The 25,370-nt window shown below is 49.1% G+C and carries 28 protein-coding genes; 10 read left to right on the top strand and 18 right to left on the bottom strand.

The genetic code is table 11. The annotated features are described in order from the left end of the window. Nucleotides 1–2: 2 nt before the first annotated feature. The 10 genes from fabD to P304_RS0112485 all read left to right on the top strand — a co-directional run bounded on the left by fabD (nt 3) and on the right by P304_RS0112485 (nt 8,069). Nucleotides 3–950 (top strand): ACP S-malonyltransferase, encoded by a 948-nt coding sequence (fabD, locus tag P304_RS0112530; RefSeq protein WP_027390819.1) that lies wholly within the window; start codon nt 3–5, stop codon nt 948–950. Beyond that, entirely contained in the window at nt 934–1,677 is a 744-nt protein-coding gene (gene fabG, locus P304_RS0112525; RefSeq protein WP_027390818.1) for a 3-oxoacyl-[acyl-carrier-protein] reductase, read from the top strand. The genes fabD and fabG overlap by 17 nt, the downstream gene beginning before the upstream one ends. A gap of 87 nt (nt 1,678–1,764) precedes the next feature. Further along, nucleotides 1,765–1,995, top strand: a complete 231-nt coding sequence (acpP, locus tag P304_RS0112520) for an acyl carrier protein (protein ID WP_027390817.1) — start codon at nt 1,765–1,767, stop codon at nt 1,993–1,995. 117 nt (nt 1,996–2,112) lie between these two features. Continuing rightward, complete coding sequence (gene fabF, locus P304_RS0112515; protein ID WP_027390816.1) at nt 2,113–3,366, top strand: beta-ketoacyl-ACP synthase II; 1,254 nt, start codon at nt 2,113–2,115, stop codon at nt 3,364–3,366. Nucleotides 3,367–3,375: 9 nt separating this feature from the next. Beyond that, entirely contained in the window at nt 3,376–4,083 is a 708-nt protein-coding gene (gene rnc / locus P304_RS0112510) for a ribonuclease III (RefSeq protein WP_027390815.1), read from the top strand. Beyond that, nucleotides 4,084–4,842: an ABC transporter ATP-binding protein gene (locus tag P304_RS0112505; RefSeq protein ID WP_027390814.1), complete on the top strand. Its 759-nt coding sequence runs from the start codon at nt 4,084–4,086 to the stop codon at nt 4,840–4,842. 5 nt (nt 4,843–4,847) lie between these two features. Beyond that, nucleotides 4,848–5,585 (top strand): ABC transporter ATP-binding protein, encoded by a 738-nt coding sequence (locus tag P304_RS0112500; protein WP_027390813.1) that lies wholly within the window; start codon nt 4,848–4,850, stop codon nt 5,583–5,585. Then, complete coding sequence (locus P304_RS0112495) at nt 5,573–6,889, top strand: phenylacetate--CoA ligase family protein (RefSeq protein WP_084417715.1); 1,317 nt, start codon at nt 5,573–5,575, stop codon at nt 6,887–6,889. The genes P304_RS0112500 and P304_RS0112495 overlap by 13 nt, the downstream gene beginning before the upstream one ends. Nucleotides 6,890–6,915: 26 nt before the next feature. Then, entirely contained in the window at nt 6,916–7,320 is a 405-nt protein-coding gene (locus P304_RS0112490) for an ATP-binding protein (protein WP_034765468.1), read from the top strand. Further along, nucleotides 7,317–8,069 (top strand): TlyA family RNA methyltransferase, encoded by a 753-nt coding sequence (locus tag P304_RS0112485; protein WP_027390810.1) that lies wholly within the window; start codon nt 7,317–7,319, stop codon nt 8,067–8,069. Before P304_RS0112490 ends, P304_RS0112485 begins: the two co-directional genes overlap by 4 nt. Here the strand turns inward: P304_RS0112485 and dut are convergent. From dut to P304_RS0112395, 18 genes are all read right to left on the bottom strand, one after another. Continuing rightward, on the bottom strand, nt 8,039–8,488 hold the full coding sequence (gene dut, locus P304_RS0112480; RefSeq protein WP_027390809.1) for a dUTP diphosphatase: 450 nt from the start codon (nt 8,486–8,488) through the stop codon (nt 8,039–8,041). The two genes, P304_RS0112485 and dut, sit on opposite strands and share 31 nt — an antisense overlap. Then, entirely contained in the window at nt 8,481–9,278 is a 798-nt protein-coding gene (gene tatC, locus P304_RS0112475) for a twin-arginine translocase subunit TatC (RefSeq protein WP_236613357.1), read from the bottom strand. Before tatC ends, dut begins: the two co-directional genes overlap by 8 nt. Continuing rightward, nucleotides 9,275–9,601, bottom strand: a complete 327-nt coding sequence (tatA, locus tag P304_RS15575) for a twin-arginine translocase TatA/TatE family subunit (RefSeq protein ID WP_051321672.1) — start codon at nt 9,599–9,601, stop codon at nt 9,275–9,277. Before tatA ends, tatC begins: the two co-directional genes overlap by 4 nt. Beyond that, nucleotides 9,601–9,810, bottom strand: coding sequence for a twin-arginine translocase TatA/TatE family subunit (locus P304_RS15570; RefSeq protein WP_034765465.1), 210 nt, complete (start codon nt 9,808–9,810; stop codon nt 9,601–9,603). The genes tatA and P304_RS15570 overlap by 1 nt, the downstream gene beginning before the upstream one ends. Nucleotides 9,811–9,996: 186 nt before the next feature. Next, on the bottom strand, nt 9,997–11,649 hold the full coding sequence (groL, locus tag P304_RS0112460; RefSeq protein ID WP_027390807.1) for a chaperonin GroEL: 1,653 nt from the start codon (nt 11,647–11,649) through the stop codon (nt 9,997–9,999). 50 nt (nt 11,650–11,699) lie between these two features. Then, the gene (groES, locus tag P304_RS0112455) at nt 11,700–11,993 is read right to left on the bottom strand and encodes a co-chaperone GroES (protein WP_027390806.1); all 294 of its coding nucleotides are present in this window, start codon (nt 11,991–11,993) and stop codon (nt 11,700–11,702) included. Between the two features lie 193 nt (nt 11,994–12,186). Beyond that, nucleotides 12,187–14,190, bottom strand: coding sequence for an O-antigen ligase family protein (locus P304_RS0112450; protein ID WP_027390805.1), 2,004 nt, complete (start codon nt 14,188–14,190; stop codon nt 12,187–12,189). Continuing rightward, nucleotides 14,174–14,809 (bottom strand): sugar transferase, encoded by a 636-nt coding sequence (locus P304_RS0112445; RefSeq protein ID WP_027390804.1) that lies wholly within the window; start codon nt 14,807–14,809, stop codon nt 14,174–14,176. Before P304_RS0112445 ends, P304_RS0112450 begins: the two co-directional genes overlap by 17 nt. Nucleotides 14,810–14,811: 2 nt before the next feature. Next, nucleotides 14,812–15,957 (bottom strand): aminotransferase class I/II-fold pyridoxal phosphate-dependent enzyme, encoded by a 1,146-nt coding sequence (locus tag P304_RS0112440; protein WP_027390803.1) that lies wholly within the window; start codon nt 15,955–15,957, stop codon nt 14,812–14,814. Between the two features lie 3 nt (nt 15,958–15,960). Beyond that, entirely contained in the window at nt 15,961–16,593 is a 633-nt protein-coding gene (locus P304_RS0112435; protein WP_027390802.1) for an acetyltransferase, read from the bottom strand. Beyond that, on the bottom strand, nt 16,590–17,738 hold the full coding sequence (locus tag P304_RS0112430; RefSeq protein WP_027390801.1) for a glycosyltransferase family 4 protein: 1,149 nt from the start codon (nt 17,736–17,738) through the stop codon (nt 16,590–16,592). Before P304_RS0112430 ends, P304_RS0112435 begins: the two co-directional genes overlap by 4 nt. Next, the gene (gene galE, locus P304_RS0112425; protein WP_027390800.1) at nt 17,735–18,772 is read right to left on the bottom strand and encodes a UDP-glucose 4-epimerase GalE; all 1,038 of its coding nucleotides are present in this window, start codon (nt 18,770–18,772) and stop codon (nt 17,735–17,737) included. The genes P304_RS0112430 and galE overlap by 4 nt, the downstream gene beginning before the upstream one ends. Before the next feature lie 43 nt (nt 18,773–18,815). After that, the gene (locus tag P304_RS0112420) at nt 18,816–19,922 is read right to left on the bottom strand and encodes a glycosyltransferase family 4 protein (RefSeq protein WP_027390799.1); all 1,107 of its coding nucleotides are present in this window, start codon (nt 19,920–19,922) and stop codon (nt 18,816–18,818) included. A 92-nt stretch (nt 19,923–20,014) separates the two neighbouring features. Further along, nucleotides 20,015–20,818, bottom strand: coding sequence for a glycosyltransferase (locus P304_RS16400; protein ID WP_027390798.1), 804 nt, complete (start codon nt 20,816–20,818; stop codon nt 20,015–20,017). An 83-nt stretch (nt 20,819–20,901) separates the two neighbouring features. Beyond that, on the bottom strand, nt 20,902–21,867 hold the full coding sequence (locus P304_RS0112410; RefSeq protein ID WP_034765461.1) for a GDP-mannose 4,6-dehydratase: 966 nt from the start codon (nt 21,865–21,867) through the stop codon (nt 20,902–20,904). A 2-nt stretch (nt 21,868–21,869) separates the two neighbouring features. Then, a complete protein-coding gene (locus P304_RS0112405) occupies nt 21,870–22,985 on the bottom strand; it encodes a glycosyltransferase family 4 protein (RefSeq protein WP_027390796.1) in 1,116 nt (371 codons plus the stop codon). Next, nucleotides 22,982–23,845 (bottom strand): glycosyltransferase family 2 protein, encoded by an 864-nt coding sequence (locus P304_RS16395; RefSeq protein WP_201766973.1) that lies wholly within the window; start codon nt 23,843–23,845, stop codon nt 22,982–22,984. Before P304_RS16395 ends, P304_RS0112405 begins: the two co-directional genes overlap by 4 nt. Before the next feature lie 17 nt (nt 23,846–23,862). Then, nucleotides 23,863–25,368, bottom strand: a complete 1,506-nt coding sequence (locus tag P304_RS0112395; protein WP_027390795.1) for a lipopolysaccharide biosynthesis protein — start codon at nt 25,366–25,368, stop codon at nt 23,863–23,865. Nucleotides 25,369–25,370: the final 2 nt, after the last annotated feature.

The raw sequence follows: 25,370 nt of genomic DNA, 5'->3' as shown, positions 1-25,370 counted from the left end.
TCGTGAGCAATATCGCGTTTCTCTACCCTGGACAGGGGTCTCAAGTTGTTGGTATGGGCAAAAGCCTGCTCGATCAATTTCCGTACACTCAGACATTTTTTGACCAGGCAAACGATGCGCTGGGTTTCAATTTGCAGCAACTCTGTTTTGAAGGGCCAGAAGAAGAGCTGAAGATTACGTATAACACGCAACCGGCATTACTCGTTACGAGTGTTATGGCGCATGAAGTATTACGGCGTGAAGTTGGAATGATGCCGAAAACAGCGGCTGGGCACTCTCTTGGTGAATATTCAGCCATCACGTGCGCGGGAGGGTTGGCGTTTGCCGATGCCGTTAAACTGGTACATTTGCGTGGGAAATACATGCAGGATGCGGTGCCGGTTGGTCGTGGGGCAATGGCGGCCATCATGAATCTGGAATTCGATGCGATTGCCGAAGCGTGCCAGCGTGCGTCGGTGGAGGGTGTTGTGATGCCCGCCAATTATAATCTTCCGTCGCAAATCGTGATTGCGGGAGCGGCAAAAGCGGTCGAGGTAGCGTGTGGCTACTGCAAGGAAATGGGAGCAAAGCGGGCTGTCATGCTTCCGGTGAGTGCGCCTTTCCATTGTTCACTCATGCAACCTGCACAGGATAGATTAGCGGAAAACATTGCTAGCGTTGAGTTTATGGATCTGAATTATACGATAATTAACAACGCCGATGCTGCGTATATTTATAGCGCAGACGATCTGCGCGATTCATTGATTCGCCAGGTGACGGCGACAGTGCGCTGGTACGAAAGTATGCAAATACTCGTAGGTGATGGTTTCGATACCTTTGTTGAACTTGGTTCTGGTAAGGTTCTCAGCGGAATGATGCGCAAGATAGACAAAAATGTTCAGTGTCTCAGCCTTGAAACAGCAGAAGATCTCAAAAAAATCGAGGAGTTCTGTCATGCTCACACCAAATAGAACGGCACTGGTTACTGGTGGGTCGCGCGGTATTGGTCGGGCGATTGCGCTGGAGTTGGCAACGCAGGGAGCCGACGTGGTGATCAACTATGCGAGCAGCGCGGAAGCGGCAGAAGCAGTGGTTGCCGAAATTGTGGCGATGGGGCGTAAGGCCAAAGCGATTCGGGGCGATGTTGGTGCTTCTGAGGCGTGCGAGGCGCTTATCAAAGAGGCAACCGAGTTTCTGGGTCGTATTGATATTTTGGTGAACAATGCAGGAATCACCCGTGATGGTTTGTTAATGCGGATGAAAGAAGAAGACTTTAGCGCGGTTATTGATACGAATCTTAAAAGCGCCTTTCTCCTGTCCAAGCTTGTTTGTCGTGGGATGATGAAGCAAAAATGGGGACGCATTATCCATATCAGCAGCGTGGTCGGACAGATGGGTAACGCTGGGCAGATTAACTATGTTGCCTCCAAGGCGGGCTTGATCGGGATGACAAAATCAATGGCTCGCGAGCTTGCTTCAAAAAATGTTCTGGTGAATGCGGTCGCACCTGGGTTTATTGAGTCGGATATGACGGCGGGACTCAGCGACGATGTGCGTGCGACGATGCTGGGGCAGATCCCACTCGCTGGTTTTGGCACACCGGAAGATGTTGCCGGAGCCGTGGTTTTTCTGGCCAGCGATCTTTCTCGCTACATAACCGGAGCCGTAATACCTGTGAATGGTGGAATGTATATGTAATTTCTCCTTGACAGGGAGACCCATATTTCCTTAAAGCTGAACGGTAATTTTGCACTTACGATATTTTTCATACGAAAAGGAGCATTTATGTCAATTGAGCAGAAAGTTAAAGAAATTGTTGCTGAGCAGCTTGGAGTAGATATCGCAGAGGTTAGCCTGAAAAGCTCCTTTATCGATGACCTTGGTGCTGACAGTCTTGACACCGTTGAACTCGTGATGGGTCTTGAGGAAGAATTCGGCGTTGAAATTCCCGATGACGATGCAGAAAAAATCGCCACCGTGGAAGATGCCATCAATTATATTGAGCAGCATTCGTAATAAACCACTGTGCATCACGATGCTCACCGCAAGGTGGGCATTCTTTTTATGTGCTGCAAGTGGAGCACTCAGGCTCCGTACCGCCTGAGAAAAAGCCAAAATCAGGTAAGGTGTGTCATGAGAAGAGTTGTTGTCACGGGACTTGGAACCGTAAACCCGGTCGGCAATAGTGTCGCGGAGAGTTGGGAAGCGCTGATTGCCGGGCGTTCAGGTATCGGCCCGACGACTTTGTGTGAAGTTGACGATCTCCCATCGAAAATAGCGGGCGAAGTCAAAAATTTTGACTTGCCGATTGAAGTTGTACCCAAAAAAGATCGCAAAAAAATGGATCGCTTTATTGAGTTTTCCATGAGTGCCGCGGCCGAAGCGGCAAAAGATGCCGGTTTTGCTATCCCTTTTTCCGATGAATTCGCACCGCGCGTTGGCGTGATGATCGGTTCTGGAATGGGGGGACTTCCCGCCATTGAGGATTGGCAGAAGACGGTAATGGAGAAAGGGATTAAACGGCTCACCCCGTTTTTTATCCCGATGGTTATTATCAACCTTGCTTCTGGCCAGGTTTCTATTTACCTCAATGCGAAAGGGCCGAACTCGTGCGCCGTAACCGCGTGTGCTACGGGCACGCACTCGATTGGCGATGCGTTCAAATTGATTGAACGTGGTGCCTGCGATGTGGCCTTTGCTGGCGGAACCGAAGCGGCGATTACCCGTCTTGGGGTTGGTGGCTTTGCGGCGATGACGGCGCTGAGTACCCGTAATGATGAGCCGACCAAAGCGTCGCGTCCTTTTGATAAAGATCGCGATGGTTTTGTTATGGCCGAAGGTGCCGGTGTGGTTGTGCTCGAAGAGCTGGGACACGCCAAGGCGCGCGGCGCGAAAATCTATGCTGAAGTGGTCGGATACGGTCTGACAGGCGACGCTTTCCATATCACCAGCCCAGCTCCAGATGGTGAAGGGGCGGCGCGTTGCATGAAGATGGCGTTGCAGGATGCTGGAATTAAAGACCCTGGCATTGCACCAACGTATGTGAATGCACACGGCACCAGTACGCACTTTAATGACCTAAACGAGAGTAAAGCGATTCGTAGTGCGTTTGGCGCAGCGGCTGATTCGCTGCTGGTCAGTTCGACAAAATCGATGGTTGGGCATATGCTTGGAGCGGCAGGTGGCTTTGAAGCCGTTGTCTGCTGTAAAGCGCTTGAGACGGGGATAATTCCACCGACTATCAACTGTGATGAGCCAGGTGAAGGGTGTGATTTGAATTATGTTCCACACGTAGCGCAGAAGGCGAATATTGAATATGCAATGAGCAATTCCTTCGGCTTCGGGGGAACCAACGCCACCCTGATTTTCCGGCGGTATCACGGCTAACGGAGTAGAATGTTGAATGATTCGCATGCACCCCTAGCATCGCTTCAAGCGGCGCTAGGGTATACTTTTTCTGATCTTGCCCTTCTTAAAAGAGCCCTCACGCATCGCTCCTTCGCGAACGAAAAACACAGCAGTGTCGCCATGAACAATGAGCGTCTGGAGTTTCTTGGCGATTCTGTTTTAGGGATGGTAGTGAGTGAATATTTGTTGCGCCAATTTCCCCATGAGCCAGAAGGGAAGTTGAGTAAGACGCGCTCCTTTGTGGTGAACGAAAAAACGCTGAGTCGCATTGCATCCAAAAAACTCAACCTTGGAGCCTATCTCCTGATTGGCAAAGGGGAAGAGAATACGCAAGGTCGCGAAAAGGCGAGCTTGCTGGCGGATGCTTTGGAAGCGACTTTCGCCGCTATGTATCTTGATGGGGGATTGGAAAAAGTTAGAGATGTGATTATCGGCTTACTCGAATCAGAAATTCATGGCGTGGTTTTTGAAAAAAAACAGCGTGACTATAAAACTGAACTGCAAGAGGTGACGCAGGGGAAACTCGGCGTTATCCCAACGTATCATGTGTTGTCGGAGCACGGCCCCGATCACGAAAAAACCTTTGCCATCCGTTTAATGATCGGACAGGAAGAGTTTGGCCGTGGCGAAGGGACGTCAAAAAAAGCGGCAGAGCAGCTGGCAGCAAAGCAAGCGCTTGCACGGTTGGCGAAATAAATGGCGGCGTTACTTTCGCTCGATTCCATTGTAAAGCGTTTTGGCGGTATTCTGGCTGTTGATACGGTTTCTTTTGAGCTGACAGAGAGTCATGGGATCACGGCACTTATTGGCCCGAATGGCGCGGGGAAAACATCGGTCATCAATATTGTGACCGGGAACTATCAGCTGGATAGTGGAACCGTCTTTTTCTGCGGCGAACCGATTCATACCCTCCCCACCCATGCTATTGCTGCGCGCGGCATTGGCCGCACGTTCCAGAACCTTGAACTTTTCCGCGAACTTACGGTGGTACAGAATGTTATGCTTGGATGTTGGCGCTCGCTGCGCCCCTCGTTCTGGAAAAGCTTGATCGGCTCCGGGAGTGCTCGCGCGCAGCGCGATGCGCATCAGCGAGCGGTAGCGGCGCTCGAATTTTGCGGCATTGCCCACTTAGCGGATACGGAAGTGCATTCCCTGAGTTTCGGCACGCAACGTTGGGTGGAAATTGCGCGTGCCTTAACGCTGGAGCCGGCGCTGCTTTTGATGGATGAACCGGCAGCAGGGCTGACGTTGACCGAAACGGCCGCATTAGGCGACCTCTTGCGTCAAATTGCGGCACGTGGCATATCCATTTTGCTGGTTGAGCACGAAATGGATTTAGTGATGAACGTGAGCGACCATGTGATCGTGCTCAATCAAGGGGCCTTATTGGCGCAAGGGACTCCTCGTGAAATACAGCAAAATCAGGCCGTTATAGATGCCTATCTTGGGAGTTGAGGCGAATGTTAAAAATCCGTAGCCTTGACGTATTTTACGGTTCGATTCAGGCGTTGCAAAATATTGCGCTGCATATCAAACCGGGTGAGTATGTCACCATTATTGGTGCCAATGGTGCTGGGAAGACAACGCTGCTGGCGACGATTTCCGGACTGATCGCGAAGTGCTCGGGAACTATCGAATACGAAGGCCATCAGTTGGTCGGCATGACACCGGAGTCAATTGTCAACCTTGGTATCTGTCATGTTCCCGAAGGTAGACGCGTGTTTGCGCCGCTGAGTGTGGCCGATAACCTCTTGCTGGGCGGATATACGACGCACCGCAAGTTTGGCAAAAGCGAAGTGGCCCGTTTGACAGAGATGGTGTATCAGCAATTTCCGCGATTGGCCGAGAGGCGGAAACAGTATGCTGGCACGCTTTCGGGCGGCGAGCAGCAGATGCTGGCTATTGGGCGGGCGCTGATGGGAAAGCCGCGCTTGCTTTTGATGGATGAGCCGAGCATGGGACTCGCTCCCCTGATAACCGACGAAATTTTTGCCCACATCGCTTCGCTCCGGGCAGATGGTTTGAGCGTATTGATGGTTGAGCAGAACGCAAAAAAAGCGCTGCAACTCTGTGATCGTGGCTATGTGCTCGAAAATGGCCAGTTTGTGATGGAAGGGGCGTCAGAAAAGCTGCTTCACAGTAATGAAATTAAACGAGCGTATCTGGGAAAGGATTATAAAGAAAAATGGGAAAAATAGTCATGTTCCGCGATCAAGAACAAGAATGTATGGGTCGCAGCGATCTTGATCAACTCCAGCTTGAGCGGCTGATTAGTACGGTGAATCACGCCTATCGTAACGTCGACTTTTACCGCGAATCGCTGGATGCGCATGGCTTGAAACCTTCGATGATCCGTTCGCTGGACGATCTGGCGCAGTTTCCCTTTACGACGAAAGATGATTTTCGCGATAATTATCCATACGGTATGTTTGCGGTTCCGATGCGCGATATCGTCCGCATTCACTCTTCAAGTGGCACAACGGGAAAGCCAACTGTCGTTGGATATACGCGTAACGATCTTGATACGTGGAGTGAATTAGTCGCGCGTTTGCTCAGTGCAAGTGGTGTGACGGCGGATGATGTGATTCAGATTGCCTTTGGCTATGGGCTTTTCACCGGTGGTTTTGGCTTGCACTATGGTGCGGAAAAAGTTGGCGCGTCGGTGATTCCGATGTCGAGCGGAAACACCCAAAAGCAGATTATGATTATGCGCGACTATCGTTCAACGGCACTGATTTGCACCCCTTCGTACGCTATGTACCTGGCGGAGGCGATGGAGCACATGGGGATAAAGCCGGAAGAGCTCTACTTGAAGACAGGGCTATTTGGTGCTGAACCGTGGACGCATGAAATGCGCCAGCAAATCGAGCGGCGGCTGCATATTCAGGCGACGGATAACTATGGTTTGTCAGAAGTTATGGGGCCGGGTGTGGCCTATGAATGTCTGGAAAAACAGGGGATGCATTTTAGCGAAGATCACTTTTTGGTCGAGATAATCGATCCTGTCACGCTGCAGCGCTTGCCGTATGGCGAGTTGGGTGAACTGGTGATCACGACGCTTACCAAAGAGGCTTTGCCGGTCATTCGCTACCGTACACGCGACATGACGCGGCTGCTGGCCGAGCCCTGCCCGTGCGGTCGTACGCATGTGCGGATGGAAAAGCCGACGGGGCGTTCGGACGATATGCTCATTATTCGTGGTGTAAATGTTTTCCCATCGCAAATAGAAGAGGTTTTGTGTAAAATTGAGCAGTGTGAGCCGCACTATAAATTGATTGTCGATCGTAAGGGCTCGCTGGACGTGCTTGAAGTGCTGGTCGAAGTGAATCAGCAAATCTTTTTTGACGAAATGAAAAAGCAAAACGCGCTGATTCAGCGTATTGCGGCGGAAATTCGTAATGTGACGGGTATCAGTCCTGATGTAAAGATTGTTGAAAAGAAAACATTGGAACGGTTTGAAGGAAAAAGTAGTCGCGTGCTTGATAGACGGCTACGCAGTTAATTCCACGAAGTTGTGCCGAGGTGCATATGCAAGAACACTTTTCGTTTCCTTCTAATTTTGATGCTATGCAAGAGATGGTGCAACAAGTGTTGGTGCATGTGCCGCAACATCGCTTTTCGTCGCGCAAGCTGTATCATATTCGTCTCTCACTTGATGAGGCGATGACGAATGCGGTGAAGCATGGCAATCAGGAAAATCCTGCGAAAAAGGTTGATGTGGCTATAGCGGTGGATGAACAGTCGGGCGTGACGCTGAAGGTCTCTGACGAGGGTGAGGGGTTTGACTACCAGAATGTTCCACAGCCAACAGATGATGAAAATCTGGAAAATATTGGTGGGCGAGGGGTCTTTCTGGTAACGGCTTTTGCCGATGAATTTGCGTATAATGAACGCGGTAATCAGTTAATGCTCCGGTTCCACTACGATCAATGAAAGTTCCCAAGATTCGCTTAGATAAGTTGTTAGTTGATAGAGATCTTGCTCAATCGCGCGAACGGGCAAAAGCGCTTATTATGGCAGGCGAGGTGATTGTGAATGATCACCGTGTCGATAAGCCTGGCACGGACGTTCCGCTTGACGCCGTTGTTCGTTTGAAAACTCCGGATATCCCTTTTGTCAGCCGTGGCGGTTTGAAACTCGCCCATGCTTTGCAGTATTTTTCCGTTAATCCTGATGGCCTGCGTTGTCTTGATATTGGTTCGTCGACGGGGGGCTTTACCGACTGTTTGCTGCAAAATGGGGCGCGCGAAGTGTATGCCGTGGATGTTGGCACTAATCAGCTTGATTGGCGTTTGCGGCAACATCCGCAGGTGGTCGTGCATGAGCAAACCGATATTCGGCGCTACGTTCCTGCTAATGGATTGACATTTGCGTTGATCGTGACTGATGTGTCGTTTATTTCCCTGACAAAAATCCTTCCGGAAGTGATCCGCCTTGGGACTCCAGATGCGTTTGCTTTTATTGGGCTGATTAAGCCGCAGTTTGAATTGGAGAAGGTAAAAATAGGCAAAGGTGGCATTGTACGCGATGAGGTTTTTCGCCAAGAAGCGATTGATCGTGTGTGTCACGAGCTGGAAAAGCATTGCCTTGCTCTGGTAGGGATCACACCGTCGCCGATTACGGGGACGGATGGGAATCAGGAATACCTTATTTACTGCCGTCCGGTACTACCGAATCCATGAGAGCCACGTGTGGTTTCGTCAAGCTGATCAACTTCCACCCATAGCGCGCGAACGATGGGTGCAAACACCAATTGCGCGATCCGTTCGCCAGCTTCTACCGTAAAAGGGGCTTTGCCCCAATTGCCAATCAGCACCTGAATTTCGCCGCGATAGTCGCTGTCGATGGTTCCCGGACTATTCGGCAGAAAAAGGGAATGGCGCAGAGCCAACCCGCTACGCATGCGCACTTGCCCCTCATAGCCCGGTGGGATGGCCACGGCAAGGCCGGTTGGAATCAAGGCTACGGAACCGGCAGCAATCGTGACCGACGCTGCCGTACGGAGATCAACTCCGCTGGCGCCATCACTTTGATACTCGGGCAGTGCAGGGCAGTGCGCTAATCGCGTGATGGCAACTTTCAGCGTGGGAACGTCAGACATCGTAGGATTCTTCTTCTGTTTCAACCCGTTTCTTGCCAAATATTTGGGCGATAATTACACTCAATTCGTAGAGCAGAATCATGGGGCCAGCCATAAACAGCTGGGTGATAACGTCAGGCGGTGTAAGGATTGCGGAAACGACAAAGATCACCAGAATCGCCATCTTGCGAACGGAACGCATCTTTTGTGCTGTCACCAGCCCAAGGCGGCTGAGGAAAAGGACAACAATCGGCAGTTGGAAGACGAGGCCGAAGGCGATGAGGAGTTGTACGCAAAACGTTAAATACCAACTGAGCGAGAGGCTGGCCGCGGTGGCACCTTCTGCATAGCTGAGGAAAAAGGCAAAGCCGAAGGGAAAGACGACGTAATAAGCAAAGGCTGCCCCCGTGAAAAAGAACAGGCTTGAGCAGACCATCATGGGTAAGGCGAAGCGCTTTTCTTGCGGATAGAGCCCTGGGGCAACAAAACGCCACACCTGGAACAAAAGAAACGGGCTGGCCAGTAAAATTGCCACAAGAAACGATGCTTTAAGTTCGGTGAAAAACCCTTCCGGCAAGCGGAGTAAGGCAAAAGGAACCGCACCTGGGGGGAACGCGTCGAGAACGGGACGTTGCAAGAACCCTAATACCAGCTTGCTAAACGAGTACACCGGCACGAAAAATACCAAAATCGCAATAATACTGTGTTGCAGTCGTTTGCGGAGTTCTTCGAGGTGAGCGGTAAGCGGCATGGCCTCTTCGTCATTGTGGTGGGCGTAGGTGCGAACATCAGGGGCGTCGTGCTGGCTCAAGTGGTCTGCTCCGGCTTTTTCTCGCTTTCGGTAGTGCTTGCGGGTGCCGTTGTGTTGGCGGCCGATTCAGAAGCTACTTCTGCTGTCGCAGTGGTTGTTTGTGAAGTAACGGGAGTTGGTGTTGAGGGGGTTACCGTTGTTGTCGTTGGCGACTTTGGCGTTGGTCCCATATCAACACTTTCGCGCAAGTCACTCATCGCTTTTTTGAACTCACCAAATCCTTTGCCAAGGCTACGCGCCACGTCAGGGAGCTTTTTCGGGCCAATCACCAAAAGGGCGATGACCATAATAACCATTAACTCCGGAAAGCCGATGTTAAACATTATGGCTTCTCGTCAGTTTTGTTGTTATTGGTAGGAGTAGATTGATCGATATTGCCTTTGGCTTCGTCTTCGGTTGTCTTGACGGAATCTTTAAAGTTGCGTATCCCTTTTCCGAGCCCTGCGCCAATTTGGGGAAGTTTGCCTGCACCAAAAATCACCAGTACAATGACCAAAATGATTGCCAGTTCCCATACACCTAAACCAAACATGATGCCTCCAGAAAATCGGTTTTCTCATGCTACTGGCGCGTGCGAATGCGACACAATAACGTGTTATTTCTACTGTATCGCCCTTATTTTTGCAATGGGTTTGCTCGGAGAAAATAAAAAACACCCGTGACGCGAAGCCACGGGTGTTGAGGATAGATGCGAATACGTGCTTGCGGGGAAGCGAAATTACATCATTCCGCCCATGCCACCCATTCCACCCATGCCGCCCATATCAGGCATGCCGCTGCCAGACTTTGGCTCTGGTTTGTCGGCAATGCAGGCTTCGGTGGTCAGCATCATCGCTGCAATAGAAGCCGCATTTTGAATAGCGGTGCGGGTTACTTTGGTTGGATCAATGATACCAGCTTCAACCATGTCAACAAAGATCTCTTTGCGAGCATCAAAGCCGAAGTTGATGTTGCTGTTTTCTTGGATTTTATTGATGATGATAGAGCCTTCAAGTCCGGCGTTAGCACAGATTTGACGGATTGGCTCTTCGATAGCTTTGGCAATCAGCTTCGCGCCGACTTTCTCATCGCCTTCGAGTTTGTCAGCCGCTTCAAAGGCGAACTTGATAGAGCGAAGCAAGGCGACGCCGCCACCAGGAACGATCCCTTCTTCAACCGCTGCGCGAGTTGCGTTTAGCGCATCTTCTACGCGAGCTTTCTTTTCTTTCATTTCGGTTTCAGTGGCAGCGCCAACTTTGATAACCGCTACGCCGCCAGAAAGTTTGGCCAAACGCTCTTGGAGCTTTTCACGATCATAATCAGAAGTGGTTTCTTCGATTTGTTTTTTGAGGGTGCTAATACGGCCAGTGATGGCATCTGTTTGGCCTGCGCCGTCAACAATAGTAGTGTTCTCTTTGTCAATTTTGATGCTTTTCGCGCGACCAAGCATTTGCAGAGTAACGTCTTCAAGCTTGTGGCCGAGTTCGTCGGAGATCACTTCGCCACCGGTAAGTACGGCAATGTCTTTCAACATTTCTTTGCGACGGTCGCCAAAGCCAGGAGCTTTCACGGCACAAACGTTCAGCACGCCACGCAGTTTGTTGACTACCAAGGTAGCAAGGGCTTCGCCGTCAACATCTTCGGCGATAATGACGAGCGGCTTACCAGTTTTTGCGATTTGCTCCAGAACGGGAAGCAGTTCGCGCATGTTGGAAACTTTCTTTTCAAAGAGAAGAATATAGGCGTCGCTGAGTTGGGCAACCATCTTTTCAGAATCGGTTACGAAGTATGGTGAAAGGTAGCCACGGTCGAACTGCATCCCTTCAACGGTTTCGAGTGAGGTTTCCATTGATTTGGCTTCTTCAACGGTGATAACGCCGTCTTTGCCGACTTTTTCCATGGCTTCGGCCAGGATGTCGCCGATGGTTTCGTCGTTATTGGCAGAAATAGAGCCAACTTGAGCGATTTCTTTGCGACCGCTCACGGGGCAGCTGATTTGCTTTAGGTTCTTTACAACCGCTTCAACGGCCATTTCGATCCCTTTTTTGAGTTCCATTGGGTTGGCGCCGCCGATAACGTTTTTGATCCCTTCGCGGTAAATAGCTTGGGCGAGGATCGTGGCAGTCGTTGTACCGTCGCCAGCGAGGTCAGAAGTTTTTGAAGAAACTTCTTTGACGAGTTGGGCGCCCATGTTTTCGAAAGCGTCTTCAAGTTCGATTTCTTTAGCGACCGTTACGCCATCCTTGGTTACCAGTGGTGAACCGAATTTTTTGTCGATAACAACGTTGCGACCTTTTGGGCCGAGGGTTACTTTTACCGTATTTGCGAGTTGATCAACACCAGAAAGGATTTTTTTACGGGCGTCTTCGCCGAAGATAATCTGCTTAGCCATGAATATACCTCTTTAAAAAAATGTTTTTTTGAGAACGAAACAATGAAGGCTTAGTTTTCAAGGACACCAAGAATGTCGTCTTCGCGCATGATCAACAACTCTTCACCGTCGATTTTTACTTCGGTACCGGCATATTTGCTGAACAGAACGCGGTCGCCAGCTTTTACATCAGGGGCTATTTTTGAGCCGTTTTCGTTGAGTTTGCCGGGGCCAACTGAGATGACTTTGCCTTCTTGTGGCTTTTCTTTGGCGGTATCGGGGATGTAGATGCCGCTTTCAGTCTTTTGTAGAGCCTCGATCCGTTGAACAATAATGCGATCCTGAAGTGGACGTACTTTCATCATGACCTCCTGCGTGTATGTGGTTTCCGTGATTCGGAATTTTCGTTGTCACTCGCTTGCTGTGAGTGCCAGCAGATATATAGTCAAAAAAAAAGCGTGATGCAAGGGAAATTTTTCTGACAGAAGCGAAAGGGAACTGTCCAACGCGCCCTGTCGTTCACGGCACGGCGCGTTGGTCGGGTGAGTTGTTTCGACGTTATTGTGGCGTATCGGCTTGTTGTTGCACGGCGTTTTCAGCGGCCTTTTCGACGAGCTGAACGATCTGCGGGATTTTTCGTTCGTATCCCAGAGCGAAAAACTGTTGATAGCGCGCCATGTCTTGCACATTTAAGGCGCTATTGATGGACATTAACAGGGCTTGGTCGCTCAGCATATTGGCTTCAGTCGCTTCTAACGCAAGGGTAATGGTTTTTGCGTGATCATTGCTGGCATAGGCTAGACGAAAGGCGGTGTCGTACCATGCTTGGTAGAGCGGCATAAAGGCACGAATGCGATTGAGGTATTCCCACGCGCTGGCATGGTTGCCGCCAGCGAGCTGTACTTCAGCAGCGACACGCAAGGTATAGGGATTGTATGGGTCGTACTTCAGGGCGTGTTCATCAAGGATGCGGAGCAAGCTATCAAAATCCTGTTTTCCGGCATAATATCCAATCAGCGGGTTGATTGGTGTCTGGTGCGATGGACGGAGTTTGAGCGCTTGCTCGAGATGTTGTGCGCCGGTTGCTGGATTCACGGACATATACGCCATTCCTTGGGCAGCGTTGGTATCCGCCTTGAGGTATGGGATGTTGTACAATAAACCGATAGCGAGCATGGCCATGGAAAACGGTACCATAATCGTGGGGCGGAGAGAAAAGAGCTTCATCGGTCGGGTATTCGCGGCGGCTGCTACAAGTAAACCGGCCAGAATGCCAAGGAACAGTACGGGTGTGGGACGGTGATAGGTGAAATTGAATAATGAGTTCCCAAATGAGGCCATCAATGCACCTGCCACCACAATCGGCCATGCGCCGTGCGGCGAACGGGCGGCGATAAAGCCGAGCCAGACGATCATCGCCCAGAAAAGGGTATAAGTGATACCACCGGGGATTCCTTGATCAGCAAAGGCTTGCAAGTAGTCGTTGTGCAGATGAGTGACGCGGAAGTTTTCCTGTAACGTCCACGTATGCGCAATGGCATTGGAATACTTGTTATGCCAGAGGGGATAGTTATCCACACCAACCCCAAGTAGGGCGTGTTCTTTGATGGCGGCGACGCTGTTTTGCCAGTAGACAAGGCGGATTCTAAGCGAATCGTTTTCGCCGGACAGCATCCCTTCAAAGCGACCACTTTGCTGCATATACAGTGTTGCCGCTAGTGTGAGAGCGACTGGGATGGCAATGTAGACCAGACGGATTTTTGGAGAAAATTCCGGCCATTTGCGATACCCAATCAAGACAACCATAAAGGCGAGTCCCAGCATCATCCCGAAAAATGCCCCTTTGGAAGTCGTGAGCAACAGGCCGTAGGACATGATCAGGAACATGGCAATACCGGCGTAGCGCATCCAGCTTTGGCGTGACCAGAAGAGGATTAGCGGCATAAGGAACGTAATAGAGTAGGCGTCAGAAGCCATGTTTTTATTACCAAAGATAGAACCACCAACACCATTGGAGGCTACTTGCCACCAGCCGTCAACGCCATAGTACTGCGAAATGGTCAGAAGGGCGCAGAGCGAAATGGCAGCGGAAATAATCAGGACGAAAAGCATCATCCGCTCGACTGGCGACGTCGGGGGTGTCTGAGGTTTCTTGCGTTGGATGATGCGTTCGGATTCGGTGAGTGAGTTATTCCGTACGGTGCCGTTTGGCTGGATAAACAGCGAGCTAACGCCCACCATGAGCGCAAAGGCGGCAGCATAGCGTAAGGCGCCAATCATGGCTTCTTCTGGCGCGAGCGCTATTGACGCACCCGCAAAACCAATCAAGGCATAGGCTCCATAGAAAATATGCAGCCACGAAAGTTGTATTTCGATATCCGCTTTTTTGAGTCCAAGTAGGGCGACAATGAGTAAGAATGCCCATCCGATTCCTTCCAGCAATGCTTGCCGTGGCAAGACAAAGCCGTGAATCATGGTACGGCTGTAATACAGTACGACGACGGCACTCATCAGGCCGAGTAACGTCATCAGCCAAAATCGAACATCACGCGATTGTGTCATTACTTGCTCCCTTGTTTTCATTTCCCATAAAACGCGGCATTGTCACATGTCCTCCTTGGGATACTCCGTCACGTCGAAATATTTTATAGATGGTCATAACGACTATTCTGATATCTGTCCAGAGTGAAACATGATCGACATACCACACATCAAGTGCAAAGCGCTCATCCCACGTAATCGCATTGCGTCCATTGACCTGAGCCCAGCCTGTGATGCCAGGGCGCACTTCGTGGCGACGGCGCTGGAATGCGTTATATAAAGGGAGATATTCCACCAGCAAAGGACGAGGTCCAATAAAACTCATATCGCCCTTGAGCACATTCCAGAGTTGTGGCAGTTCGTCGAGTGATGTGCTGCGGAGCAATTTTCCGAAGTGGCCAAGTCGAATGTCGTCAGGGAGTAGTTCGCCCGTTGCATCACGTGCATCGCTCATGGAGCGGAATTTATACACACGGAAAACGTTCCCATGCAGCCCTGGGCGCTCCTGAGAAAACAGGAGAGGCTTGCCAAGTTTGATTCTGACCATGAGCGCCGTGAGAAGCATAACGGGCGCAAAAAGAAGTAAAAGGCAAAGCGCTAAAATCCGATCGGCCACAGGCTTTATGAAATGTTTGTACACGCTTACACCCGCTCGATGCAATGGCGGACGAGTGTTGCGACCCGTTCAATGTCGCTATCACTCATGGCGGTTCCACTGGGGAGGCATAAGCCGGTCGCAAAAAGTTTTTCTGATACGCCCTGCGTGTACGCTTGGGCGCCACGAAACACCGGTTGCAGGTGCATCGGTTTCCATAAAGGGCGCGATTCAATGTTTTGCGCTTCCAGATATAACCGTAAGGTTTCTGGGGTGATAGCTGGATGATCTACCGTGATGGTGGTTAACCAGCGATTGCCACAGGCGTGAGGCAGTTCCGGCATAAAGTGAACGCATTCGATATCGGCGAGCAGTGTTTGGTAAAGGGTAAATATGTCCCGCTTGCGTGCGACCCGCTCGGCGAGAACTTCCATCTGGCCGCAGCCAATACCGGCGACAATATTGCTCATACGGTAATTATATCCCACGTCAGTATGTTCATAGTGAGGCGTATTTTGCCGCGCTTGCGTGGCGAGGTACAGTGCTTGCTTGGCATACTCTGCTGAGGGCGTGAGCAGCATTCCGCCGCCGCTGGTAGTGATGATTTTATTCCCGTTAAACGACAGTATGCCGAACGTGCCCAGGGTTCCGGTGTGGCGCCCACGCCATGTGGCACCGAGCGATTCGGCAGCGTCTTCGATGATCGTCACGCCATAGCGTTGGCAAACGGCTGCAAGAGCATCAACGTTGGCTGGCTGGCCGTAAAGGTGGGTTAGAATGAGTACCCGAGGCATGGGTAATGCGCGTTGCTGGCGGTCGTGCAGCGCTTCTTCCAGTAGAGCTGGGTCAAGATTCCATGAATTCGTATCGGCATCAATAAAGATTGGTTCGGCACCGAGGTGGATAATCGGAGAGACGGAGCCGATAAAGGTAAAACTTGAAGCGAGAACCGGATCGCCAGCTTTCACACCAAGCAAAATAAGTGCTAAATGGATGGCGGCGGTGCCACAGGAGAGAGCCACGGCATGGGGCGACTGGGTATAGCAGGCAACACGTTTTTCAAAATCGGTTACATTCGCACCGAGTGGGGCAATATAGTTGGCGTCAAAAGCCGCCTGAATATAGTGTTGCTCGTTCCCGCCCATATGCGGTGGCGAAAGGAAAAGGCGTGGTAAACCGGAAGTGTGAGGCATAGGTTATTCCTTTATTTTCAGAATACGCGCGGGAACGCCGACTACGGTGGCGCCTGCAGGGACATCGCGTACGACTGCCGCGCCAGCGCCCACAGTTGCCCATGCTCCAATGGTAATCCCTTGGATGATGGTACTCCCAATCCCGATATGAGCACCGGTTTCGACGGTCACATTTCCCGCCAAAGCCGCACCGGGACTGATGTGGGCAAAGTCACCAATCTGGCAATCGTGTTCAATAATTGCACCACTGTTGATAATGGTGCCTATCCCCAGCACGGCATCGGGGTTCACGATGGCACCAGCCATCACCACGCTGCCAACACCGATAGCGGCACTGGCCGCAATGATGGCAGAAGGGTGGATAAGTGGTGGCGCAACGGTCAGAAATTTCGTTGCCAGCGCCTGAGCAATCTGTTGGCGCACGTGGTTGTGCCCAACGCCGAGCACTATTGGCAGTGCTGGGTGGAGGGTGAGAAATGTTGCGAAGGTGTAGACCGGTATGTTCGCCAGCAGGTGCTTGCTGGTGTCGTCGTCAATGAAGCACAGGACGTGCCACCCGCTCAGGTGCGCGATATCGGCAATGACTTTTCCATGGCCGCTGGCACCGTAGATGGCACACTGTTTGGTGGATGTCATGCTTGGTCAACTCCGTAGAGGGTGAGGTATTGTTCGACAACATGTTCGACAGCAAACTCGCTGGTGGCAATGGTACGACTGGCGCGCCCCATCGTTAGGCAAAGTTCTTTGTCTTCCAAAAGCTGGCGAATGGCATCGGCCAGTGCGTTTGCGTTGCGCACGGGTACTAAAAAACCATTTTCGCCGTGCCGTACCACTTCGCGGCAACCGACGGTATCGGTGGTTACGATGGGTTTGCCCATCGAAGCGGCCTCAAGGAGTGTTCGGGGAACTCCCTCGCGGTAGCTTGGCAGTACATAGAGATCGCACAGTGCGGTGAGTGCGGCAATATCATCACGATGGCCAAGCCAACGAACGTGTGTTTGTGTTTGCAGAAATTCGCGGGTAGCGGAAGAGGGGTTGCCTTCGTCGATATCGCCGGCGAGCAGGAAAGTTGCCGTGGGGAATTGTTCCCGCAGGATTTTGGCCGCGTCCAAATATTCGCGCAATCCTTTATGCCAGATGGCTCGTGCCACCATTAACACCACTGAGCCGTGGTTATCCTGCAATAGGTCGGCGTAGTCCTGACGTAAGCGTTCTTGGTCAAAGTTCGCTGGGTGAAATTCGTTGGTATCAACGCCGACGCTGCGGATGATATGAACTTTTTGTGGAGCGAGAATGTTGTGTTCCACAAAATACGCCGGATCGTCGTTGTTTACAAAAACGGTCTTTTGCGAGATGTGCCCCGCAATGCGATACAGCTGTTCCATGATTCCCTGCATGATGCGATTGCGGAAGGTGTTTTCCACGTAAAAAGAGCCAAGTCCTTCGACGAGGTTGTAGATAGTTGGAACGCGGGCAATTTTCCCTGCGAGCGAGCCGTAGATATTTGGTTTGGCAGTAAAGGTGTGGAGAATGTCTGGTTGAATAGTTTTGAGCGCGCGCACTATGTTGCGAAGCGCCACAAGTTCTTTGAATGGGTTGAGGCTTTTGCGGTCGATCTCGTATGGGCACGTCAAAATGCCATCAGCGGCAAAGCGGTGGAAGTACTCACCTTCCGGGCAAACGGCATACACGGTATGTCCCTTTGCGACAAGCGCGCGCATAATTGGGAGGCGAAAGAGGTATAAGTTCATGTCAAGGTGTGACAGAAAGGCAAATGTCATAAAGCATACCCATCGGGGTTCATCGACTGCCAGCGCCAGCCATCGGCACACATCTGTTCAATCTCATATTCGGCACGCCAGCCGAGAAGTTTGGCCGCAAGTGTTGGATCGGCGTAGCACTGGGCGACGTCGCCAGCACGACGTGGGGCGATTTCAAAAGGGATCTGGCGTCCAGAGGCTTTTTCAAAGGCACGAATGACTTCGAGCACGGAGTAACCACGTCCGGTGCCCAGATTGACAGTCAAAGGCATGGGTGTTGGTGGATTGGTGAGGGCTTGCAGGGCACAGACATGCCCTTTAGCCAGATCAAGCACGTGAATATAATCTCGGACACCAGTGCCATCTGGAGTTGGGTAGTCGCTACCAAAGACGGCGAGTTGACTTCGTTTGCCAACCGCGACCTGGGCGATAAAAGGGAGCAGATTATTCGGAATGCCATGCGGATCTTCGCCAATCAGCCCAGAGGGATGGGCACCAATAGGATTAAAATAGCGCAACAGTGCGATGCGCCATTGGGTGTCTGTATGGGTGAGGTCACGCAGAATATCTTCTATCATGAGTTTTGTGCGGCCATACGGGTTGGTAGCCGATAAAGGGAAATCTTCGCAAATAGGGACTGATGCGGGGTCGCCATATACTGTAGCCGAGGAGCTAAAGACGAGTGTTTTGCAACCAAACTCCGCCATAACGCGGCAGAGTGTTATGGTTCCGGCAACGTTGTTGTCGTAATATGCGAGTGGATTGGCGACAGATTCACCTACGGCTTTAAGGCCGGCAAAGTGGATAACAGCACGGATAGTATGGTGTGTGAATAGGTTGCGTAACCCCGCTTCGTCGCGAATATCGACTTTGGCGTTGGGGATCTGACGGCCAGTAATTTGGGCAACACGCTCAAGGGCGACTGGGGAACTGTTGGAAAAATTGTCGATAACGAAGGGGTGAAAGCCCGCTTCAATCAAAGTCACCAGTGTATGTGTGGCGATGTAACCGGCACCGCCGGTGATGAGGATGGTGTGTTCAGCTGGGTTGGTCATGGAAGTGCTCCGATGCGTAGCGAGTGTCGTACGCTGAAATATCTCAGGTATTGGATCGTTTTTGGTCTGTAATATGCTCGAAATACGTGGTGAGTTTTTTTGCGAGAACCGGCCATTGAAGTTGCTGCGATTGCGTAAGCGATTCTGATGACAGTCGTTCATACAGAGCAGGGGTAGACATAACTTGAGTTAATGCGGATACCAATCCATCTACACTTGGTTCAGTGCACACCAATCCACCACCATTTTCTAGTTGTTCGATGAGTCCATCATGCGGGGTTGCTATTACAGGCATAGCAGCTGCGAAAGCGATAGCGATCACACCTGACTGGCTTGCCTCACGGTATGGGAGGACACAAAGGTGGCAAGAACGGAAAATATTTTCATTTTCCGCCTCGTTTATCCATCGGTTATAGACTGACACATTATTGCATTTCGATAATGCCTCTTGGTACGGAGTTATGTCACCACTCCCCCGGATTTCTAGGATACTCTGCGGGAATCGCTTTTCAATTGTTCGCCACGCATCGAGCAAGAGATCAAGCCCTTTATACGCGACAATTCGACCGTAGAAAAGAGCTCGGAATTTCCTTTCGGGGAAAACCTTGGGAGTCTTTGCCTGAAAGTACGGAAATATTCCATGAGGTATAATGGTGTTCTGTTTCACTAAATAGCGTGAGGAGAGTAGATTTTGAACGTTACGGGTAAGAGTCACCGTGGCGGTCGCAAGCTTAATCTCCCAGTCAAGCACCATCTGCAAAGCTTTACCACCGTCTCCGGGGTGTAATTCTGCGTCGTGAACAGTGAGAATGTATGGAATTCTAAAAACCTTTAGCGTAAGGGCTAAGGCTGTGCCCCATACATGAGCCATAGGGCAATAGACAAGGTCTATATTATTTTGCTTGCAGTAGGCCGCTATCCGATAAAGCATAATCGGCAAAAGAAAGGTACGAAACAAGAAACTATACTTGCCATTAAATGTTTTAATATTAATTTCAGGCAAGGCCATAGAGTGAAAATTTTCAAATAACTCAGACTGTTTAGAAATGGAAATGTGAAGAAAAACAAGGTCTTGTAGCGCTTGAGCCATTTCAAACGCATATTTCGCGCCACCACCTTTTCGCCCCCAGTACACAAGTAGCACATTCATCGAGATTGCCTACTAGATGGCAGTTTGACCGTTTCGCGCTGATTTAGCGCCCCAAAAAAGAGCTTTCCTAGACAGCAAGTAGCGCAGCACATCTAAAGCCTACGCAAATGCTTAAGTAGTCGTGAGATGAAAATTACTGTCTGAATAAATTTGTTTTCACCAGTCATTAGTTGCACCCTATAAAACTCGCACAGTGATCCGATAACATCCACGGAACTAAGGCCACAGTTGCTATAAATTCCAGCAACGAAATTTGCATAAAAAATATATACCCGACCATCACCCGCAGACTTGAGAAATAACTGATCGGCGGCAATTGGGAGCTTACGATTATATAACCCAAACTCATTATGTAATGATTTGCGAATAGCCACCCCAACAGAGTGACAGCTTACGTAGGCGAATTGGCTATACAACCAAGGCCACTTCCTTCGCCCAGCACTTATTTGTCCACTCGGCATAGCTATTTGAGCGCTAATTATGTCCGCGTTAGAGCATTCAATGGCATTAATATAATTGGCTACGGCATCAGGGTATAGCGTGTCATCTGCTCCGAGCACGACATAATATTCTGTTGTTGATAACCCAATAGCTCGATTCAGTGCATCGTAAATACCAAAGTCAGGACATGAGCTCAGCGTGATATGCAAGTCGCTAAAGTTTTCCAAAATTTCCACAGTGCCATCTGTAGATGCACCGTCCGCAATAATCCACTCAAATCGTTTATCCGTTTGCTGGCGTAAACTCGCAACTAATTCTGGCAAAAAGTGAGCTGCATTGTAAGTAGCGGTAAGAATGGAGAGTTTCGGAGAATCAAAAGGAGTCTCATTAGACTCAAATCGTGTCTCGCTATGTTCAACGCAATTGGATGTGATCGATTGTTGTTGTGATGGCATTAAAACCTTTCATAAGTTTTTGGAAAATTACCGATAGATAGTGAGTTGTTTCGCAATGCAAAATTATAGCGTTACAGTCATTTTTAATAGTTGAAATCTTTCCTGCTCAACATTCCCTCTACTACCTGCCGCATTTTACGATTGGCTTGCCAGCCAAGTTTCTTATGCGCTTTCGATGGATTTGCTCTGCTGATGAGCAATTCTGTTGGCCGAATAAGTCCGCTCACTAACTCAACATGCTCTTGCCAATCTAGCCCTAAGCACGAAAAAGTTGTTGAGACAAAGCTCTCCAAAGTATTCGTTTCTCCTGTTGCAATAACGAAATCCTCTGCTGTGGGTTGCTGGAGCATGAGCCACATCGCTTCAACATATTCTGGCGACCACCCCCAGTCACGAGCGATGTCAAGCCTTCCAAGTTGCAGTTTTTCTTTGGAGCCATCGGCTATTCTGAGAGCAGTAGAAATAATTTTCTGTGTCACAAATCGTGTCGGGCGCAATGGAGACTCGTGATTAAACAATATGCCTGTGCAAGCGTACAGGCTGTAGGCTTCGCGGTAGTTATTTACCAGCCAGTAGGCAGATGATTTTGCAACCGCGTAGGGGCTACGTGGATGCAATGGAGTCGTTTCGTCAGCCGGTAGCCCAAATGTATCCCCAAAACACTCACTTGATCCAGCATGATATATTTTTACCTGCTTGTTAATCATTCTGGATGCCTCTAGGATGTTGAGAGTTCCCAGCGTTATACTTTGGATGGTTTCGGCAGGTTGCTCAAATGATAAGCCAACAGATGACTGCCCTGCTAAGTAGTATACTTCGTCGGGTTGACTGGTTTTTAATGCGACAAAAACACTCCGAAAGTCTTCGGGAACCATGGATATGGTTGTTATGTCGTTCTTTATCTGTAGCTTTACTAAATTGGCAAACGAGGATCCTTGTGCATCTCTCGAGGTTCCCCAAACCTTATAACCTTTTTGTAGTAAAAGACGAGACAAGTAACTCCCATCCTGCCCGCTCACGCCACAAATTAAAGCAACTTTATCCGACACAATTACCTCGTAATATTTTGATAAATTTTAAGCGTTTCATAGGCACACTTCTCCCAAGTAAACTGCTTGACTCGCTCTGTTCCAAGTTGGAGTAGTGCGCTCCGTCTTGTCGAATCATAGAGCACAGATTCCATAGCGTGCATCATCTCTTCAAGACTATTTGGGTCAAAAAATTCACCCGCATTGCCAATAACCTCCGGCATAGAGCTTGAGTTGCTTGAGATCACCGGGCAGTTGCAGGCCATTGCTTCTAGAGGAGGTAATCCAAAACCCTCATACAATGAAGGATAAATGAACGCCACAGCATTCGCATAGTACTGTGCAAGGAGAGCATCAGAGCCACTTACGCACGTAATTTGCTGCTCAGACAATCCGAGATTCTTTATATCGATCAATTCTTGCCTTGTAAAAGCTCCCCCACCAAAAGCTACGATATTGAAATCGGTTATTAAGCGCGATGAGAGAGAAACAGCCTTTAAAAAGTTGAAGAAATTTTTATAGCCAGTGCGGCCACCCACGTAAAGAAGGTAGGGCTGTGGAAGTAATATATTGTTCGACTCTTGTCGTGCTGCGTATTGTAGGTATGCCGCGTCCACTCCAAGGTGAACGACTGAAATATTATTTTCATCAATCCCAAAACAGTTAATTAAGTCCCTTTTTGTACTGTGTGAGATGCTCAAAATATGCTGCACCCGTCTAAACGTTTCCTGCTTATAAATGGTTGTCTTGTCTTTACAGGAAAATTGATCAGGAAAAAGTTCATGTATCATATCGTAAACTGTTGTTGTACGGGGTTGTTTCGCCTTCATAAGCGAGCTAGGTGTGTAGTATGTTTCGTGAACTACATCGGGAACGATTTGTAATAACTTCATCGATGTATAGGCGGCATTCAGGCTTTTGAAAATGCGTGTAGTTCTTGGAGGATACTTCTTGACATGCCACCCTTTTACGATGTTTCTATTGCTCATACTGGCTAAATAGCTATTTTGGTGTATACCTGAAATGATTGATACATCATTCCCCATTTCAGAGAGTTGCTCTGCTAAGATTTTGTAGTATCGGGATATCCCGCCGTACTGTTGATACGTGAAAATTGGGTAGTTAAAAGCGATTTTCATTTATCTTTTCTTTTCCTCGGAAAGAGTTTCCATAATAAATTAAGTTTCAAAGCACTATAGCTTAGCTTAATCCAGCTGAAATACATTAACAATCTAAGAGAGAGGGGCATTCTTGCAATTAATTTTTCTGTTTTTATAAATAAACGATTAAAGGGGATAATAAAATTTAGTAGATTCGTATTATATCGAGCAAATATATTTGTTGAATTACTAACGCCTGCAGCGCCCAAAATCAATTCACCTTTGGAAACACAAGCTAATTTACCTTTTTTCGCTAAGAACAACACAAGATACCAATCGCCACCCAGGATATCGCAGTCTGTGAGACAAAAACCTAATAGGGAATTACGTCTTATTAGAGAATAGTAGCGGCCATTAGCATGCCAGCCAGTAAAAAATTTAACAGCTCTCTCAGGGAAATCATCCATGTCAAGACTAAAACAACCCATACTTATTGCATTAAAAGAATTATTCTCAAACCTTACTGGGGATGTTGATGCAACAAAGTCTTTATTCTTCTCAAGAAACGTTAAATTGAGTTCTAAGAAATCCAAAGATCGAATATCATCCGCTGCTGCCCACATGAAATATTCTCCTACGGCCTCATCTAGTACAAACTGAAAATTAGCAATAGCTCCTAAGTTCATGCGTTGTCGGACATAACGAATACGCTTATCTTTTGCAGCGTATTCAATACATATCGATTCAGTACCATCTATTGAAGCATTATCAGAAATAATAAGTTCAAAATCCGTAAATGTCTGCTGAATAATGCTTTCAATTGCTTTTTTTATAGAATTTTCGCCATTATAAACAGGCATGCCGATACTAATTTTTGGTGCTTTTTTTTGTGCAGCCACTCTACCTCGCATTTATTTTACTTCTTTGGTGCTAAATTAATCCAAAAATTTATCGCTATCTTGCGTACCTCAATACTCGCTAGTGCCATAACCGCTAGTGTGAGTACACTAGCAATCACTAGTTCAAAAAGTTGCATTAGATTATCCTTGGCATCAGGGAGCAAGTAGCGTAGCACACTAACTGTTAATAAACCCGCACCAAGTGGAATCGCTAAGTCTTCAATGTACCAGCGCCATTTCTCTGTAGTTAGAATTTTACGGTACATAAAGTGAATGCCAATCAAGATATACCCAGCGTTCAAACCAACCCAAATCCAGGCGGCACCAAGGGCGCCATAGATTGGCGTTACCCATAAAATGGCTGGAAGAATTATAGCAACGGAAACAATATTGACCCAAATAGCATAACTTGTCCAACCGTGTGCTAACTGTGTTTGATAAGGTATCCACATTAAACCGTTAAGCAGATTCCCAAGCATTAATACCCTAATCAGGGTAGCCGTGCGGGTCGCGAGCTCGTAATCCTGTGTCCAGAGTTGCATGAGTGTTTCGGAAAAAAAAATAATCACTAAAGCGGCACTCCCAGCAATAACAGTTATAAGTTGTGCCCCTTTATGATAGCTGTCTATTAGGTGCTCTTTATTGCCAAGTGTATGGAGTTCGCAGAATTTTGGGAAAAATGCTTGCGTGATGGGGTTTATAAGCATGTATAACACAGCGGCAACCGATGTTGCCAGTGTGTAATAACCAAACTCGCTCAAGATTAGCAGTTTTGAAAGCAAGAGCTTGTCAACTTGCATGAGCAACAGTGATAGCAGTGTTATTCCCATCATTCCCCCTGCAAAGCGCCACACGTTACGGAGTGCGTCTAGCGAAAATCGTCCTCCACGCACTCCCATAGGCATGCAACGATAGGTGGTGATGCCCAAAACTGCTAAAGTTGCAATGGAAACAGCACCCTGCCAAAGAAAAAACGCTTCGATAGTGGGAGATGCCCACATTAGAATGCCAACAGCACCTAGTCCACGCAGTGTGGCCATGATGCTGATCACAACATTAAACAATACTTGTCTTTGTAAGCCAATGATCGTACTGCGGTAAACCCCTTCAACAAAGCGCAATGCCGTGACTAACCCCATTATGATAAATGCTTGGGCAACGACTTCGTCAGGGAGAGTTTCGGCACGCAGCCAACTGTTAGCCATCCATTCGGCGCCTAGTGCGATGCCACCAGTAATCAACGCTGCAACACCGACTGCGATAATTTCGATACTGCGCAGCAAGTCGCGTATAGACTCGTTGCTGTGGTTCCCCCCCGTAAATCGAGCCATTTCACGATTCAAGGTTGGAGTCATACCCATATCAAGTAAACTCAACCACGCTTGTATCATCGCAAAAAAGCCGATCAGACCATAAGCCTCAATCCCGAGGTAATTTATGTACAATGGGACAAACGCGATACTCATCAAGGCTGTCCAGCCTTGGCCAAGGTAATTTGCGATTAGATTGCGCTTGAGCGCCATAA

The organism is Chrysiogenes arsenatis DSM 11915, assembly GCF_000469585.1.
Classification (GTDB): domain Bacteria; phylum Chrysiogenota; class Chrysiogenetes; order Chrysiogenales; family Chrysiogenaceae; genus Chrysiogenes; species Chrysiogenes arsenatis.
This window is presented reverse-complemented; position numbering and strand designations above follow the sequence as displayed.

Coding starts and splice junctions, on each gene's coding strand:
- fabG (WP_027390818.1), top strand. CDS start 934: ATGCTCACACCAAATAGAACGGCACTGGTTACTGGTGGGTCGCGCGGT.
- acpP (WP_027390817.1), top strand. CDS start 1,765: ATGTCAATTGAGCAGAAAGTTAAAGAAATTGTTGCTGAGCAGCTTGGA.
- fabF (WP_027390816.1), top strand. CDS start 2,113: ATGAGAAGAGTTGTTGTCACGGGACTTGGAACCGTAAACCCGGTCGGC.
- rnc (WP_027390815.1), top strand. CDS start 3,376: ATGTTGAATGATTCGCATGCACCCCTAGCATCGCTTCAAGCGGCGCTA.
- P304_RS0112505 (WP_027390814.1), top strand. CDS start 4,084: ATGGCGGCGTTACTTTCGCTCGATTCCATTGTAAAGCGTTTTGGCGGT.
- P304_RS0112500 (WP_027390813.1), top strand. CDS start 4,848: ATGTTAAAAATCCGTAGCCTTGACGTATTTTACGGTTCGATTCAGGCG.
- P304_RS0112495 (WP_084417715.1), top strand. CDS start 5,573: ATGGGAAAAATAGTCATGTTCCGCGATCAAGAACAAGAATGTATGGGT.
- P304_RS0112490 (WP_034765468.1), top strand. CDS start 6,916: ATGCAAGAACACTTTTCGTTTCCTTCTAATTTTGATGCTATGCAAGAG.
- P304_RS0112485 (WP_027390810.1), top strand. CDS start 7,317: ATGAAAGTTCCCAAGATTCGCTTAGATAAGTTGTTAGTTGATAGAGAT.
- dut (WP_027390809.1), bottom strand. CDS start 8,488: ATGTCTGACGTTCCCACGCTGAAAGTTGCCATCACGCGATTAGCGCAC.
- tatA (WP_051321672.1), bottom strand. CDS start 9,601: ATGTTTAACATCGGCTTTCCGGAGTTAATGGTTATTATGGTCATCGCC.
- P304_RS15570 (WP_034765465.1), bottom strand. CDS start 9,810: ATGTTTGGTTTAGGTGTATGGGAACTGGCAATCATTTTGGTCATTGTA.
- groL (WP_027390807.1), bottom strand. CDS start 11,649: ATGGCTAAGCAGATTATCTTCGGCGAAGACGCCCGTAAAAAAATCCTT.
- groES (WP_027390806.1), bottom strand. CDS start 11,993: ATGATGAAAGTACGTCCACTTCAGGATCGCATTATTGTTCAACGGATC.
- P304_RS0112450 (WP_027390805.1), bottom strand. CDS start 14,190: ATGACACAATCGCGTGATGTTCGATTTTGGCTGATGACGTTACTCGGC.
- P304_RS0112440 (WP_027390803.1), bottom strand. CDS start 15,957: ATGCCTCACACTTCCGGTTTACCACGCCTTTTCCTTTCGCCACCGCAT.
- P304_RS0112435 (WP_027390802.1), bottom strand. CDS start 16,593: ATGACATCCACCAAACAGTGTGCCATCTACGGTGCCAGCGGCCATGGA.
- P304_RS0112430 (WP_027390801.1), bottom strand. CDS start 17,738: ATGACATTTGCCTTTCTGTCACACCTTGACATGAACTTATACCTCTTT.
- galE (WP_027390800.1), bottom strand. CDS start 18,772: ATGACCAACCCAGCTGAACACACCATCCTCATCACCGGCGGTGCCGGT.
- P304_RS0112420 (WP_027390799.1), bottom strand. CDS start 19,922: ATGAATGTGCTACTTGTGTACTGGGGGCGAAAAGGTGGTGGCGCGAAA.
- P304_RS16400 (WP_027390798.1), bottom strand. CDS start 20,818: ATGCCATCACAACAACAATCGATCACATCCAATTGCGTTGAACATAGC.
- P304_RS0112405 (WP_027390796.1), bottom strand. CDS start 22,985: ATGAAAATCGCTTTTAACTACCCAATTTTCACGTATCAACAGTACGGC.
- P304_RS0112395 (WP_027390795.1), bottom strand. CDS start 25,368: ATGGCGCTCAAGCGCAATCTAATCGCAAATTACCTTGGCCAAGGCTGG.